At 70.2% G+C, this 14,262-nt stretch carries 13 protein-coding genes; 6 read left to right on the top strand and 7 right to left on the bottom strand.

The features are described from left to right. Positions 1 to 17 precede the first annotated feature (17 nt). Positions 18 to 977 carry an LD-carboxypeptidase gene (locus HUG12_RS16070; RefSeq protein ID WP_246308066.1) on the bottom strand — a complete coding sequence of 320 codons (960 nt, stop codon included), beginning with the start codon at positions 975 to 977 and terminating at the stop codon, positions 18 to 20. Between HUG12_RS16070 and carB the strand changes: the two genes are divergently transcribed. The 4 genes from carB to HUG12_RS16050 all read left to right on the top strand — a co-directional run bounded on the left by carB (position 955) and on the right by HUG12_RS16050 (position 6,095). Next, the gene (carB, locus tag HUG12_RS16065; protein ID WP_179269751.1) at positions 955 to 4,296 is read left to right on the top strand and encodes a carbamoyl-phosphate synthase large subunit; all 3,342 of its coding nucleotides are present in this window, start codon (positions 955 to 957) and stop codon (positions 4,294 to 4,296) included. The genes HUG12_RS16070 and carB overlap by 23 nt on opposite strands. A gap of 60 nt (positions 4,297 to 4,356) precedes the next feature. Continuing rightward, on the top strand, positions 4,357 to 4,926 hold the full coding sequence (locus HUG12_RS16060; RefSeq protein ID WP_179269750.1) for an HD domain-containing protein: 570 nt from the start codon (positions 4,357 to 4,359) through the stop codon (positions 4,924 to 4,926). Between the two features lie 76 nt (positions 4,927 to 5,002). Next, positions 5,003 to 5,665, top strand: coding sequence for a helix-turn-helix domain-containing protein (locus tag HUG12_RS16055; RefSeq protein ID WP_179269749.1), 663 nt, complete (start codon positions 5,003 to 5,005; stop codon positions 5,663 to 5,665). A gap of 91 nt (positions 5,666 to 5,756) precedes the next feature. Beyond that, positions 5,757 to 6,095 carry a DUF7344 domain-containing protein gene (locus HUG12_RS16050; RefSeq protein WP_179269748.1) on the top strand — a complete coding sequence of 113 codons (339 nt, stop codon included), beginning with the start codon at positions 5,757 to 5,759 and terminating at the stop codon, positions 6,093 to 6,095. Positions 6,096 to 6,107: 12 nt separating this feature from the next. On the opposite strand, the gene HUG12_RS16045 is transcribed toward HUG12_RS16050, so the two are convergent. Continuing rightward, a complete protein-coding gene (locus tag HUG12_RS16045) occupies positions 6,108 to 6,929 on the bottom strand; it encodes an NAD(+)/NADH kinase (RefSeq protein ID WP_179269747.1) in 822 nt (273 codons plus the stop codon). 160 nt (positions 6,930 to 7,089) lie between these two features. Between HUG12_RS16045 and HUG12_RS16040 the strand changes: the two genes are divergently transcribed. Further along, positions 7,090 to 8,280, top strand: coding sequence for a KaiC domain-containing protein (locus tag HUG12_RS16040; RefSeq protein ID WP_179269746.1), 1,191 nt, complete (start codon positions 7,090 to 7,092; stop codon positions 8,278 to 8,280). Between the two features lie 217 nt (positions 8,281 to 8,497). On the opposite strand, the gene HUG12_RS16035 is transcribed toward HUG12_RS16040, so the two are convergent. The 4 genes from HUG12_RS16035 to HUG12_RS16020 all read right to left on the bottom strand — a co-directional run bounded on the left by HUG12_RS16035 (position 8,498) and on the right by HUG12_RS16020 (position 12,431). After that, positions 8,498 to 9,031 carry a CARDB domain-containing protein gene (locus HUG12_RS16035; protein ID WP_179269745.1) on the bottom strand — a complete coding sequence of 178 codons (534 nt, stop codon included), beginning with the start codon at positions 9,029 to 9,031 and terminating at the stop codon, positions 8,498 to 8,500. A 68-nt stretch (positions 9,032 to 9,099) separates the two neighbouring features. Beyond that, complete coding sequence (locus tag HUG12_RS16030; RefSeq protein ID WP_179269744.1) at positions 9,100 to 9,801, bottom strand: nitroreductase family protein; 702 nt, start codon at positions 9,799 to 9,801, stop codon at positions 9,100 to 9,102. A 161-nt stretch (positions 9,802 to 9,962) separates the two neighbouring features. After that, positions 9,963 to 10,382, bottom strand: coding sequence for a universal stress protein (locus tag HUG12_RS16025; protein WP_179269743.1), 420 nt, complete (start codon positions 10,380 to 10,382; stop codon positions 9,963 to 9,965). A 111-nt stretch (positions 10,383 to 10,493) separates the two neighbouring features. Continuing rightward, the gene (locus tag HUG12_RS16020) at positions 10,494 to 12,431 is read right to left on the bottom strand and encodes an ATP-binding protein (protein WP_179269742.1); all 1,938 of its coding nucleotides are present in this window, start codon (positions 12,429 to 12,431) and stop codon (positions 10,494 to 10,496) included. Positions 12,432 to 12,586: 155 nt separating this feature from the next. Here HUG12_RS16020 and HUG12_RS16015 point away from each other — a divergent pair, with 155 nt between their 5' ends. Further along, complete coding sequence (locus tag HUG12_RS16015) at positions 12,587 to 12,922, top strand: DUF7113 family protein (protein WP_179269741.1); 336 nt, start codon at positions 12,587 to 12,589, stop codon at positions 12,920 to 12,922. 79 nt (positions 12,923 to 13,001) lie between these two features. On the opposite strand, the gene HUG12_RS16010 is transcribed toward HUG12_RS16015, so the two are convergent. After that, complete coding sequence (locus HUG12_RS16010) at positions 13,002 to 14,240, bottom strand: DNA double-strand break repair nuclease NurA (RefSeq protein ID WP_179269740.1); 1,239 nt, start codon at positions 14,238 to 14,240, stop codon at positions 13,002 to 13,004. Positions 14,241 to 14,262 lie beyond the last annotated feature (22 nt).

Below are 14,262 nucleotides of genomic sequence, written 5' to 3'. Positions count from 1 at the left end.
GTCGATGCCATCGACGGTCAATCGAACCGAATCGTCCCCTCCGACGGGTCCAGCGTCGCCGTCGCGCCGAGGGGGAGCGGAAACGTCGGCGAGGTGTGCCCGAAGTCCACGCCGAACGCGGCGGTCGCGTCATCGGCGTATCGGTCTAGTTCGCGGTTCACTTCGGCGCGGATGGTCTCGCGGTGCTCGTCGAACTCGCGCGAGCACGGCGTCGTCGAGGGCCTCCGGTTCGGGGAGGAACCGCTCGCTCCGGAGGTGCCACGCGACGACGGTGAGGCAGCCTCCCCACACCGTCCCCGGTACCACTCGTCGGTCCACGCCCCGGCCGGTTTCACCTCGCCGAGCGCGTCGTCGAACAGCGCACGTGCGAGGTACTGCTCCCTGTAGGGGTGCAACTCCGGGTCGACGGTGACGTCGGGGTGGGCCTGCACGCCCCAGGAAACCTGTCCGAGTCGGAGGAGGAACAGCCGGAGGTCGTCGTTGTCCGAGTAGCCGAGAAAGCGCGTGGGGTTCGCGCGGAGACGCTCGGGGTCGAGGTGTCGGAGGACGCGCAGCTGGTCGTCGCCGCCGGTGGCCGCGACGACGCCGCGCACGGTCGGGTCCTCGAAGGCGTCCGTCAGCTCCCGCGCGCGCTCTTCGGGCGGGGCGGGACCGTCCTCCGGCTCGCGGTCGGCGGTCGGAAAGCGGACGACTTCGAGGTCGAACCCCCCTCGAGCCGCCGTTCCGCGACGGCGAGTCGATCGTCCGCGACCGGGCTGGAGGGGGCGAGCAGGGCCACCGTGTCGCCCGGCGAGAGGGCTGGCGGGGGTGTGGCGTCCATGGGAGCCGACGTCAGCGTCGGGGCATATGTTCCTCCGCGGGTGTGACAACGGTTGACTTGCGAAATTCGCAAAGTCGCTACGAATATCGCGACGGTTCGCCGGGCTTATTACGATACGCGAACTCAACCCGACAATGAGTGGAGACGGTCGCACCATCCTCCTCGTCGGCAGCGGACCGATTCAGATCGGGCAGGCCGCGGAGTTCGACTACTCCGGGGCGCAGGCCTGCCGCGCGCTCCGCGAGGAGGGGGCCCGAGTCGTGCTCGTGAACTCGAACCCCGCGACGATCATGACCGACCCCGAGATGGCCGACCGGGTGTACATCGAGCCGATCACGACCGAGGCCATCGCGGAGATCATCAGGAAGGAGCAGCCCGACGGCGTCATCGCCGGACTGGGCGGACAGACCGGGCTGAACGTCACGGCCGAACTCGCCGAGGAGGGCGTGCTCGACGAGCACGACGTGGAGATCATGGGCACGCCGCTCGACACCATCTACGCGACGGAGGACCGCGACCTGTTCCGCCAGCGGATGGAGGACATCGGCCAGCCGGTTCCGCGCTCGACGACCATCTCGCTCGACGAGGGAGAGTCGGTCACCGAACTGGACGGGGAATCGCTCCGCGAGCGCGTGGAGGCGGCGGCCGACGAGGTCGGCGGCCTGCCGGTCATCGCCCGCACGACGTACACCCTCGGCGGCTCCGGATCCGGCGTCGTCGGCGAGATGGACGAACTGATCGAGCGCGTCCGGACCGGCCTGCGCCTCTCGCGCAACAACGAGGTGCTCGTCACCGAGTCCATCTCGGGCTGGGTCGAACTGGAGTACGAGGTGATGCGGGACGCCGACGACTCCTGTATCATCATCTGCAACATGGAGAACCTCGACCCGATGGGCATCCACACCGGCGAGTCGATGGTCGTGACGCCCAGCCAGGTCATCCCCGACGACGGCCACCAGGAGATGCGCGACGCGGCGCTGGGGGTCATCCGCGAACTCGGCATCCAGGGCGGCTGTAACATCCAGTTCGCCTGGCGCGACGACGGCACGCCCGGCGGCGAGTACCGCGTCGTCGAGGTGAACCCGCGCGTCTCCCGCTCCTCCGCGCTCGCCTCGAAGGCGACCGGCTACCCCATCGCCCGCGTGACCGCGAAGGTCGCGCTCGGCAAGCGCCTCCACGAGATCGACAACGAGATCACCGGCGAGACGACCGCGGCGTTCGAACCGGCGATCGACTACGTCGTGACGAAGGTGCCGCGCTGGCCCAAGGACAAGTTCGAGGACACGGACTTCACGCTCGGCACGGCGATGAAGTCGACCGGCGAGGCGATGGCCATCGGGCGCACGTTCGAGGAGAGCCTCCTGAAGGCGCTGCGCTCCTCGGAGTACGACCCGGCCGAGGACTTCGGGGACCTCGAGGACGACGAACTCACGGCGGAGTACCTCGAGCGCCCGAGCCCCGACCGCCCGTACGCGATGTTCGAGGCGTTCGAGCGCGGCTTCTCCGTCGAGGAGGTCGTCGAGGCCACGGGCATCTACGAGTGGTACGTCGAGCGCTTCTCGCGCATCGTGGAGGCGAGCAAGGAGGTCGTCGACGGGGAGTTCACCGCCGCCGCCTCCGCCGGCTTCACGAACGCCGAGATCTCGGCGCTCGCGGGCAACGTCTTCGAGGACAGCAGCCTCACGTGGCTCCCGGAGACGCGAGGGGCGTGGCGGACCGCCGAGGCGACGGAGGCGGCCGCCGCGGGCGCCGCGGAGGGCGAGGACGGCGCCATCCCCGTCTCCGCCGCCCGCGCCGGCGTCGGCGAGGTCGAGGCGTCGGTGCCCGGCCGGACGTACAAGCAGGTGGACACCTGCGCCGGCGAGTTCGCCGCCTCGACGCCGTACTACTACTCCTCGCGCCAGCCGGAGTGGTTCTCCGGACCCTACGAGGGCGACGCGGCGGCGGGCGAACTGCAGGTCGACCGCGACGTCGAGTCGGTCGTCGTGGTCGGCGGCGGCCCCATCCGCATCGGCCAGGGCGTCGAGTTCGACTACTGCTCGGTCCACGCGGTCCGCGCGCTCCGCGAGCAGGGGATCGAGGCGCACGTCGTCAACAACAACCCCGAGACGGTGTCGACCGACTACGACACCTCCGACGGGCTGTTCTTCGAACCCATCACCGCCGAGGAGGTCGCCGACGTCGTCGAGGCGAGCGACGCCGACGGCGTGATGATCCAGTTCGGCGGCCAGACCTCGGTCGACATCGGCGAGCCGCTGGCCGCGGAGTTCGACCGCCGGGGGCTCGACTGCGAGATCATGGGCACGACCGTCGAGGCGATGGACCTCGCGGAGGATCGCGACCGGTTCAACGGCCTGATGGACGACGTCGGCGTCGCCCAGCCGGAGGGCGGCTCCGCGACCAGCGAGGCCGAGGCGCTCGAACTCGCGGGGGAGATCGGCTACCCGGTGCTGGTCCGTCCGAGCTACGTGCTCGGGGGACGCGCCATGCGGGTGGTACACGACGACGAGGAGCTGAAGGAGTACATCGCCGAGGCGGTCCGCGTCTCGCCGGACAAGCCCATCCTCGTCGACGAGTTCCTCGAGGGCGCCGTCGAACTCGACGTCGACGCCGTCTCGGACGGCGAGGACGTGCTGATCGGCGGCGTGATGGAACACGTCGAGAGCGCCGGGGTGCACTCGGGCGACTCCGCATGCGTCATCCCGCCGCGCTCGCTGAGCGAGGAGACGCTGGCTCGCGTGCGCGAGGTCACCGAGAACATCGCCCGCGCGCTCGACACGGTCGGGCTCCTGAACGTCCAGCTCGCGGTCCGCGAGGGGGAGGGCGCCGAGCCGGACGTGTACGTGCTGGAGGCGAACCCGCGCTCCTCGCGCACGGTCCCGTTCGTCTCGAAGGCGACGGGCGTCCCCATCGCGAAGCTCGCGGCCCAGGTGATGACCGGCCGTTCGCTCGCGGACCTCGAGGCGTCGGAGGCCGTCCCGGACCACTACAGCGTGAAGGAGGTCGTGCTCCCGTTCGACCGCCTGCCGGACTCGGACCCGCGGCTCGGCCCGGAGATGAAGTCCACCGGCGAGGTGATGGGCACCGCCAGCAGCTTCGGGAAGGCGTACGGGAAGGCGCTCGACGCCGCCGGCCAGGGGCTCCCCGAGTCCGGGACCGTCGCCTTCGAACTCGTCGGCGACGCGCTGCCGGCCGCGGGGACCGACGAGGCGGCGGAACTCGAGGACGGCTTCGCCGACTACTACGACCACGGGACGTTCGCGGACCTCGCGACCGCGCTCCGCGAAGGGGCGGTCGACCTGCTGGTCACCGACGACCGCGACGCGCTCCGCACCGCGGTCGACGAGGACGTGGCGTACGTCTCGACCGAGGCGGCCGCCCGCGCGTCGCTGGAGGCGCTGGCGAGTCGGAACGACGACTCCGACGTGATGGCCGTCTCGGATCGCCCGCGCAGGGCGGCCGAGTGGGGCCGCTGAACCGGCCCGGCGGCCCCCTTCGCTGAACGCTTTTCACCCCGCCGCCCGTCCCCGCGGTCGATGACCGACACCGCCGCCGGCGACGACCCCGCGGACGCCTTCCCCTCGCTCGACGACGTCGAGGACCCGACGCTCCGGGCCGGCGTCCGAGACGCGTGGGCGATCGCGCTCGCCGAGTCCGGATGGGACGACCTCGCGTCGGTTCCGTGGCTCCCCGACGAGCAGGAACGGCTCGGTCTCCCGGACGAGACGCTCGTCGAGCACGTGAACGACGTGGTCGAACTCTCGCGGTCGATGGCCGAGGTGCTCGGGGGTCGCCGGGGGGACGTCGTCTCGACCGACCTCGTGCTAGCGGGCGCGCTGATCCACGACGTGAGCAAACTCCTCGAGTTCGCTCCGGACTCCCCGGGGGGAACCGCGTACTACGATCTGCTCGGCCACCCCTACGCCGGCGTCCACGTCTGCGAGTCGGCCGGGTTGCCGGTCGAACTCTCCCACGTCGTCCTCTCGCACTCCCGCCGAACGGCCGTCGAACCGGCGACGATGGAGGCGGTCCTCGTCGCCCGCGCGGACGCGGTCGCCGCGGCCGCCATCCGGTCGCGCGCGCTCGACGACCTCCGGGACGCCTGACCGGCCGCCGACGGGCGGCGAGGGGGACCGTTCGGATCGTCGGCGTGCTTAATCGGTTCGAACTCGAATCGTCGATATGAGCGTCGTCGCGGAGTTCACCGTCGAGTCCTCGGATTTCGCGCTGTCCCACGCGTTGACGGCGGCCCCGCACATGGTGGTCGAGATCGAGCGAGTCGTCGCGACCATGGAGGCCCGCGTGATGCCCTACTTCTGGGTCACTGGCGGGGATCACGACGAGTTCGAGGCGGCGTTTCACGACGACGACTCGGTGACGAACGTCGTCGCGATCGACGAGGTCGACGACGCCAAGCTCTACCGGGCCGAGTGGACCGAGAACGTCCAGACCATCGTCTACGCGTACGTCGAGATCGGCGCGACGATCCTCAGGGCGACGGGGCGGGACGAGAGCTGGGAGCTCCGGATGCGGTTCGACGACGAGGAAAAGGTGTCGGGGTTTCAGGCGTACTGCGACCGGAACGACATCCCGTTCGAACTCAACCGGCTGAAGGACCAGGAACAGCCGATGGCGAGCGCCCAGTACGATCTGACCCCGAAACAGCGCGAGACGCTGGTCTCCGCGCTCGAAGCGGGCTACTACGCGACGCCACAGGAGGTGACGATGAGCGAACTCGCCGACGGGATTGGCATCTCCCAGCAGGCGCTCTCGAAGCGATTTCACGCGGCCCACGAGAACCTCATCAGGAGCACGCTGACGATCGACCATCCGGACGACCGGTGACGCGTCCTCGGAACGGCGACCCGCGCGCCATCAATCGGTTGTCGTTACAACCCCGGCCCTCACTGTCGAAGAGCGACTACGGAGGGACGTAATGGAGGCCTACCAGATGTTCCACGAAACGGACAGTACGATGTTCGAAGTGCTGGCACATCATCGTCGTCGCTACGCGATCCACTGTCTTCGTGAGTACGAGAACCCGATAACGTTGGCCGATCTAGCCGACGAGGTTTCGGTGCTGGAGAACGACACCTCCATCGCGGAAATCCCGCCCGAGGACGTGAAACGCGTCTACCTCTCGCTCTATCACTCCCACGTTCCGAAGCTGGCGGACGCGGAACTCGTCACGTACGACCAGGAGCGCGATCTCGTTTCGCTGGTCGACAGCGCCGAGGACCTCGACCGGTACTACGACCGGCCTCTGGTCCCGTAACGTACCGCGACCTCACTCCAGTTTCTTCAGCGCCTCGAAGAAGTCGGACGAGGGCCCCGCGACCCGCACGGGCGGCCCGGTTCGCTCTACGACCACCTCGGTCGGAACCTCGACCGTGTGTGGCCGTCGGCCGTCGCTGATGATCACCGCCTCCGCGGCGTCGGTCAGCGTCACGCCGACGGTCACGTCCGGGGCGACGAACAGCGGCGGCATCCCGCCGGTCGCGCACATCTCGTTCACTACGAGGCCGTCGACGCCCGGGTGGACGAGCGGGCCCCGCTCGGAGAGGTTGTACGCGGTCGACCCGGTCGGCGTTGCGACGAGCACGCCGTCCGCGTGCCCGCCCGAGTAGAGCGACCCGTCCACGCGAACCTCGACGCCGGCGCCGCCGCCGTGTCCGCGACGCTCCCCCTGTACGACGATCTCGTTCACGGCGTGGGGGCTCTCCCAGCCCTCGCACGTGGCGGCGAGACGGGGGGCCTCCCGGACGCGCATCTCCCCCTCGCGGAACGCCTCCACCTCCGCGAGCACCGCCTCGACCGCCTCGTCCGGGGGGACGGCGTTGAGGAAGCCGACCTCGCCGAGGTTCACCCCGAGAACCGGCGTTCCACCCGCGCCGCGGGCGGCGAACAGGAACGTGCCGTCGCCGCCGATCGAGACCACGAGGTCGGGGGCGTCCATCCGGTCGACCGGGACGCCCTCGGCGTCCAGCTCCGCGGCGGTCGCCTCGTCGAGGCGGACGCGGACGTCCACCTCCCGCAGGCGCTCGCGCAGGTCCCCCGCGAGGTAGGCGGCCCGGTTGTTCCCCCGCTGGGCGACGATGCCGACGTCCATGCCGTCGCCTTTTCCCGCCCCGACCAAAAACCCCGCCGACCCCGGCACGCTGGGGAAGGTTCATACCCTCCCGGCCAGTTGTCACCGGCGATGAACGCGTCCGGCCGGTCGATCGAACCGTTCCCCCGACGTCGCTCTCCGCCGGTTTCCGCCGCCGGAGGTGGCTCGCGTGAGTGACGAGGACGAGGACTGGTTCGAGAAGGCCCTCCGGGAGGAGGGGGAGTCCAAATCGAACGGCGAGGACGGGGGAGCGGACGCGGAGCCCGACGAAGATGCGACGTCCGAGGGGGGCCCCGGCACGGCGGAGGACTCGGGGACGGAGTCGACCGCCACTGGAGCGGACGCCGACGCGGATACCGATCGTGACGGACGGACGGGGTTCGGATCGAACGGGGGGGACGGGTTCGGCGACGCCCCCAGCGACGGCGACGACGCCGTCGACTTCGGATCGGCCGACGCGGGCGGGAACGCGTTCGGCGGCGGAGACCCGTTCGACAGTAGCTTCGCCGACGCGATGCAGGGGGCTCCGTCGCCCGCCGGCGAGCAGGGGGACGCGTTCGGCGAGGGCTTCGGAACGGGCGAGGGGGACGAGTTCGCCGGCTTCGACGACTTCGGTGGTTCGACCGGCTTCGACGAGGCGGAGTTCGACTCGGACATCGAGCGGATCGACGTCGGCATCGAGGGCCTCGACGAGATGATCCTCGGCGGCGTGCCCCGCCGCTCGCTCATGACCGTCATCGGGAGCGCCGGCACCGGCAAGACGACGTTCGGGCTCCAGTTCCTCAACGAGACGCTCGCGAACGACGGGAGCGCCGTCTACATCACCCTCGAGGAGTCGCGGGAGGCGATCCTCGCGACGGCCGAGGAGAAGGGATGGCCGTACCGCGAGTACGAGGCTGACGACGAGCTCGCGGTCGTCTCGATGGACCCGATCGAGATGGCCAACTCGCTGGACTCCATCCGGGACGACATCTCCCGGCTGGTCGACGAGTTCGGCGCCGACCGGCTGGTGCTCGACTCGGTGTCGCTGCTGGAGATGATGTACGACCACCCCTCGAAGCGGCGATCCGAGGTGTTCGACTTCACGCGGTCGCTGAAGGAGGCGGGCGTCACGACGATGCTCACCTCGGAGGCGAGCGAGGACAACCCGTACGCCTCCCGCCACGGCATCGTCGAGTACCTCACGGACGCCGTCTTCGTCCTCCAGTACGTCCGCCCGTCGAACTTCCGGGAGACGCGACTCGCCGTCGAGATCCAGAAGATCCGCGACGCGAACCACTCCCGGGAGACGAAGCCCTACGAGATAACGAACGAGGGCATCTCCGTGTACCGGCAGGCGAACATCTTCTGAACGAACCTCTTTTGCCGGGGGCGTCCTCTCTCGCGCGCCTCCGGCGCGCGAGCTTCGTCGACCCCCGGCAAAACCCGTTCATGCCAAAACGCCGCTCGCTCGGTCGGCGGGGCTTCGCCCCGTCTCCCTCCCTCGCGGTCCGGTCGCTGGTGTCCCGCAGAAGGTCGGCAGTCGGTACAGCCGGTTGCTCTGCGGTCGCTCCACGGGGAACGGCCGGTCAGTCGTACCGGTACACGATCACACCGGCCACGCCGAGCGACCCGAGCAGCGCGACGAGCGCGTACTCCGCCCTGTCGACCGAGCCGCCGAGGCCGTCGGATCTCGGCTCGACCTCGAGGATCCGCACTTCGGAGGCGTCGTACCGGTGGTCGATGGCGCCGTCGAACACGAGCACCTGCAGGCCGTGGGTCCCGACGGTGCTCGCGTCGAGCCGCTGGGAGACGGTCAGCTCCTCCCCCGGTTCGAGCCGCTCCTCACGGAGCGTGTACGACTCGGTGACGTTCTCCGGGTCGACGGTGTTCATCACGACCGAGGCGTTCGCCGCGGCGTCCCCCTCGTTCCCGACGGTGATCTCGAGGGTCGCCGAGTCGCCGGCCGCGATTCGGTCGGTCGAGAGGTGCACGTCGGCGAGACAGAGCTTCCGGTCGCCGTCGGCCGCACACGTGGTCCCGGTCCCCGCGACCGATCCCGCCGCGAGTGTAGCCGCGAACAGGACGAGTAGCGCCGCCAGCGTTCCGCTCCGTGCTCCCATACTCCCCGCGGGGTCGGGGGCGCCCCTAAATGCTCGCCCCCGGCTATCGCGGCTGAAAACGGCGCCGGCTAGTCGTCCGTCGCGGTCGCCCCCGCCGATGCGCCCACGTCCGCCCGTGGCAGGGCGGCTTCCTCGACGGGATCGAACGACTCGTGGTGGACGATCTCGTCGACGGACCGGCGGTACTTTCGCTCGTTCTCTACGTCCGCGGCTTCCTCGGCGGGGTATCCCAAGGTGACGACGAGGACCGGCTCGTAGCCGTCGCCGACGTCGAACGCCTCCGCGACCGCGTCGGGGTCGAAGCCGCCGACGGGACAGGAGGCGACGCCGCGGTTCCACGCGGCGTTCATCACGGCCATCGCCGCCAGCGCGGAGGAGCGGACCGTCCAGAGTCGTCGCTCCTCCTCGGACTGCCCGGCCATCCCCTCGACGGTGTCGAGGAGGTACCCCTTCGTCTCCTCGTCCGGGATGTAGCCCTTCCGGAGCTGATCCTCGAACGTCGGTTCGGCGTGGGCGGAGGGGTCGAGGTTTCCGAGGACGACGACCGATGCCGCCGCGTCGGCGACGTGCTCCTGCCCGTTGGCGGCCTCGGCGAGGCGTCGCTTGGTTCCCTCCCGGCGCACGACGAGGAACTCCCACGGCTGGAGGTTGAAGCTCGACGGCGCGAACCGGGCCCGCTCGAAGATCTCCGCGAGCGTCTCGTCGTCCAGCTCGCGATCGCTGTACTCGTGAACCGAACGACGGCTCGTGACGACTTCCTCGAAGTCCATCGTCGGTCCGTACGGCGTCGGGCCGTATGAGGCGACGGAACCCGGCGGCGGGTTCGCCTACCGCGCGGCTTATCCCTCCCACGACGCCGGCCGTTTCACCCTTCCGGGAGGTGACGCCGTCGTTACCCGGTGACTCGGATGCCCATCGGGGAACGATCGCACTATCGAACGACCGTGACCGGGACGGGCGAAGCGCGGACGACCTCCTCCGCCACGCTGCCGAGCACCATCCGCGAGATCCCCCTGCGGCCGTGGCTCCCGATCACGACGAGGTCCACGTCGCCCCCGCCAGCGTACTCGACGATCGCCTCCGAGGGCTTCCCGACCTCGGTCGCGGTCCCGACCTCGCGGTCGACGAGTGCCGCCCCGTCGGCGAGGGTGGCCTCCGCGCTCGCTTTCGTGCGCTCGTACCACTCCTCGGCGCCGCTCGGCACGCCGCGGCCCGCGCTGAGGCCCGCCTCGGCCGGATCGATGACGTAGAGCAGCGTGAGTTCGGCGTCCGGCCACTCGGCGGCGGCGTACTCCAGGGCGTCGACGGACTGGTCGGTCCCGTCGAACGCGACGAGGATGCGCTTCCCCATGGGTAATGATAGCATATCGAGGGGACAAAATGTTGACGCCGTTCGGCGGCCGGGTTCGGTCACCACCGCCACGGCGTCAGCGGCCGTGGCTGGTCGCTCACCCCCCGGCGTTCACTCGCCGTGGCGAGTCACGCACTCCGACAGGCCGGTCACCTCGACGGGCTCGGAGTTATCGGGCGAGTACACCACCATCTGCCCCTTCTCCATGTAGGGGACCTTGCCGGCGAGCGACGGCGGGATGTTCACGCTGCGGATGGCGTCCTCGTCGCCGAGGTTGAGCACGAGTCGGGTGTTCACCTGCTTGAACACCGGCTCGGCGACGTCCTGTGGGTCCTGGGTGACGAGGAACAGGCCGAGCCGCTCCTTTCGCCCCTGCTTTGCCGCCTCGGTGAACTTCTGGATCACCTTCCGCGCCTGGACGTTGTCCGCGTCCGCCAGGAAGTTGTGCGCCTCGTCCATCCCGAGCACGAGCGGCGTCTCGTCGATCCGCCCGCTGTTCGGGTCGTTCGAGAGCTTGTCGTCGACGAGCAGCGCCGACACCGCGAGCACGAACGTCTCCTTGGCCCTGGCCGACGAGAGGTGGTACGTCGGGATGACCGTCAGGCCGCCCGAGCGGACGAGCGTCGTGTCCAGTTCGGTGATCGGCCGCGCGTCCTGGTCGAAGACGCCCGAGGGAATGCCCCGGACCCGCCGTTTCACCGCGTCGTAGGTCGCCTCGTGGACGCGACCCGACTCGTGGAGCTCCTCCTTCAGCGCCGGGTCGTCGAGGAACGAGAGGAACTGCTCGTAGGTGCCGTCGTCGTAGTTGCGGAAGAACCGGTTCAGAAGCCTCAGAAGCGCGGGATACTGGTTGTCGTTCAGCGCCGCGCCCGCGACGAGCCACGGCATGTCGTACTCGTCCACGATGCTGAACGGCACGGTGAACTCCACCTGTTCGGCCCTGTGGCCCTCGCCGGGGTAGCTCGCGCCGGCCTCCTTCGGGACGAGCGCGACGGTGTCGTCGTGGCCGCCGTGCTCGATCCCCTCGCGGTCGAGCCGGCGCGTCCAGTCGCCGTCGAGCGCGGGGTTGTCGTCGTGCATCTGGGCGTACTCGTCCTGCGGGTCGAACATGACCACGGCGGCGCTCGCGTCGCGGCCGTCGTCCATCTCGTAGCGCCGCCCTAGGTACTGTCTGAGGACGTTCTTCGCGGCGTGGGTCTTGCCCGAACCGGTGCCGCCGGCGACGAGCGTGTGGCGGAAGACGAGGGGGTCGCCGTCGGCGTAGTCGTCCTTCAGCCGGTAGTCCACCGTCGGCGGCTCGGCCGCGGTGTGGACCTTCTCGCCGCCGACCGAGAGGTGACCGAGGAAGACGCCCTCCTCCGGGATGGCGAGTCCTGTCTTGATCTGCTCGGGGTCGGTCGCCTGCCGGACGGGCGCGCCGGGTTTCGGCACCCTGTCGGCCATCCGACGCCCGAGTTCGTCCCCGTCCTCGAACAGGACCGCCGTCGGGTCGAGGTCGGCGACGAACTTGTAGTCGGCCTCCGTGAACTCGCTCCCGCCGTTCCGCAACCGCCGGCGCGCGGTGAGTTCGGTCGCGTCGTCCGTGTGGAACTCCTGGGCGTACTCCAGGGCCGTGATGCGCGAGAACAGCAGTTCGTCGTCGGGGTACGGGACGAGCAGGTACGTCCCGAGTCGGACGTCCGCCCGGTTGTTCGCGGTCACGAACGCCTTGAGCGTGGTGTCGTCGCCGTCCTCGGCGACGCGCAGGCCCTGTGCGACCGAGAGCGTGCCGATGCCGGCGGCCGCCGGACCGCCCGCGGCGTCCATCGCGTACTGCTCGAAGCCGTCGTCGCTCCCCGCGGGCGCGTTCCCGCCGCCCGACGGGTCGCCGGCAGCGGATGTGTCGTCGGCAGCGGCCGCGTCGTCGGGTCCGGTCCCCCGCTCCGTCCCGCCCTCGACCGTCGCGTCGTCCGTCCCGGACGGCGCCGCCGAATCGGACCCGGACCCGTTGTCGGCGGCCGGGGTCACGTCCTCGAAGTCGCCCAGTTCGGAGTCGCCGGGGTCAGCCATGTCGCGGGCCACGGCGCCATCCCCTAAAAAGCCCGTTCACCCGGACGCGAGTCGTGCGGACGAACGGGGAGCGATCCGATGTCCGCTGGGGAATGATTCGACGTCCGGTCGGACGGGAGGGGGCGACTTTTCCGGCTTCGACCCCCAGTTAGAGTATGCTGCTCGTCCACGGTCGGGCCGGGGGGACCGAGCTCACGGGGTCGATCCACGAGCGGGGGGAGGAGTCCCCCACGTTCAGGGGCGCCCCCGACGAGCACGCGCCGTACGTCTGGGTGTGCGACGAGTTCTACGAGGTGGAGAGCGGGGGTTCCGCGCTCGAACTCGACGGCCGGACCGTCCGCGTCGCCTTCGAGTCGCCGATGCCCCGCGGCTTCGAGACGCGCGAGCAGGCGCTCGCGGCGGCGAAGGAGCACGTGCGGACGCAGTTCGCCCGCCTCGGCGTTCCCGAGGAGACGGTGGAGGTCGAGGTCGAGAAGACGCAGCCGAACTGAGCCGCCCGCGTCGCAGTCGAGCGTCCGGTACCGCCTCGGTACCGGCGAGTTCACCCTTTCCGGTCTCGGTACCGGCGGCTCACCCCTCCCGGTCCCACCGGTGGTCGTCGTACGTGTGCAGGAACTCCGTGTCGAACCGTTCCTCGAACTTCCGGCGGAGCGACTCCTTCTCGCCGACGCCGATGCGTGCGAGTTCGTCGGCCTTCTCGACGGCCCTGGGCGGCCCGCCCTCGGCGGCGACCTCCGAGACGACCTGGCTCGTCAGGGCCGAGCGGACCCTCTCGTCCGTCGTGAACGCCGCCGGCGCCTCGACCTTGAACAGGAGGTCCCCACGGGGGTCGTACACGAACATGAACGTCACCTCGTACAGTTCGGGGTCGAGGTTCCGGTCCACGCCGAGGGCGTCGCCGGTCGCCGAGAGCGGCTCGTCGGATCCGCCCCGAGAGTGGAGCCACGTCGTGAACGTCACCTCGTCGGTCCGGCGCTCGTCGTCGACCCGGCGTTCCAGCAGCCGCGTGAACATCGCGGCGTCGTCGGGCCACGGAGCCTCGACGCCCTTCGAACCGAGCGTCCGGGTGAGGTAGCCAGACGTCGGGTTCTTCACGAAGCCGACGAGGGGGACGTCCCGCTCGACGTGTCGCTCGACGAGCCGCACGTAGTTCTCGACCGCCTCGGTGACCGCGTCGCCGTAGGCGAGTTCCCGGAGTTCGCTGTCCCGCGTCGCCCAGTTCAGCAGGCGCTTGGGGTACAGCGGCCCGTCGAGCACCAGCAGGTCCGAGACCACGTTGGAGTGGCCGAGCGCGTGGTGTGACTCCGCGAGCGAGAGCGCGAGTTCGTGGACCGTCTCGTCGGCGAACCGCCGCGTCCGCGGGACCGTCAGGATCCGGCGTTCGCTGTTTCCGCCGTCGTACCGGCTCCAGCCGTCCGGCAGGTGGACCGTCGCGTCGTTCGCGTGGACGGTGACGACGATGGACCGGGCACCGTGGACGTCGAGGTCGGTCGGCTCCGTCCCCATCGCGGCGTGCGCGACGTCGAGGACGAGCCCGTTCTTGAACGCCGTGGGGTTCAGCGTCCCCGCGTCGACCCCGTTGCTCGTCTCGAACGGCCGGTCGGCGAGCGCGGCGTCCTCGACGGACACCCGCCGGAGTTCGTGTCCGTCGACCGGTTCGACCACCGGCCGACCCCCGTCGCGAAGCGGGTCGAGCCACTCGGCCCAGACGGTGGCCGCGAGGTCGTCGTGGTCGCCGTCGTCGACCCCGTCGGCGATGGCGGACGCGAGGTGGGCGATGGTGTCCACGTGGATCGGGTCGAGCGTCACTACCTGGTCACTACCCGGGCGG

The sequence above is a fragment of the Halorarum salinum genome, from assembly GCF_013402875.1.
In the GTDB taxonomy this organism is placed as follows: Archaea; Halobacteriota; Halobacteria; order Halobacteriales; family Haloferacaceae; genus Halorarum; species Halorarum salinum.
This window is presented reverse-complemented; position numbering and strand designations above follow the sequence as displayed.

Coding starts and splice junctions, on each gene's coding strand:
- carB (WP_179269751.1), top strand. CDS start 955: ATGAGTGGAGACGGTCGCACCATCCTCCTCGTCGGCAGCGGACCGATT.
- HUG12_RS16070 (WP_246308066.1), bottom strand. CDS start 977: ATGGTGCGACCGTCTCCACTCATTGTCGGGTTGAGTTCGCGTATCGTA.
- HUG12_RS16060 (WP_179269750.1), top strand. CDS start 4,357: ATGACCGACACCGCCGCCGGCGACGACCCCGCGGACGCCTTCCCCTCG.
- HUG12_RS16055 (WP_179269749.1), top strand. CDS start 5,003: ATGAGCGTCGTCGCGGAGTTCACCGTCGAGTCCTCGGATTTCGCGCTG.
- HUG12_RS16050 (WP_179269748.1), top strand. CDS start 5,757: ATGGAGGCCTACCAGATGTTCCACGAAACGGACAGTACGATGTTCGAA.
- HUG12_RS16045 (WP_179269747.1), bottom strand. CDS start 6,929: ATGGACGTCGGCATCGTCGCCCAGCGGGGGAACAACCGGGCCGCCTAC.
- HUG12_RS16035 (WP_179269745.1), bottom strand. CDS start 9,031: ATGGGAGCACGGAGCGGAACGCTGGCGGCGCTACTCGTCCTGTTCGCG.
- HUG12_RS16030 (WP_179269744.1), bottom strand. CDS start 9,801: ATGGACTTCGAGGAAGTCGTCACGAGCCGTCGTTCGGTTCACGAGTAC.
- HUG12_RS16025 (WP_179269743.1), bottom strand. CDS start 10,382: ATGGGGAAGCGCATCCTCGTCGCGTTCGACGGGACCGACCAGTCCGTC.
- HUG12_RS16020 (WP_179269742.1), bottom strand. CDS start 12,431: ATGGCTGACCCCGGCGACTCCGAACTGGGCGACTTCGAGGACGTGACC.
- HUG12_RS16015 (WP_179269741.1), top strand. CDS start 12,587: ATGCTGCTCGTCCACGGTCGGGCCGGGGGGACCGAGCTCACGGGGTCG.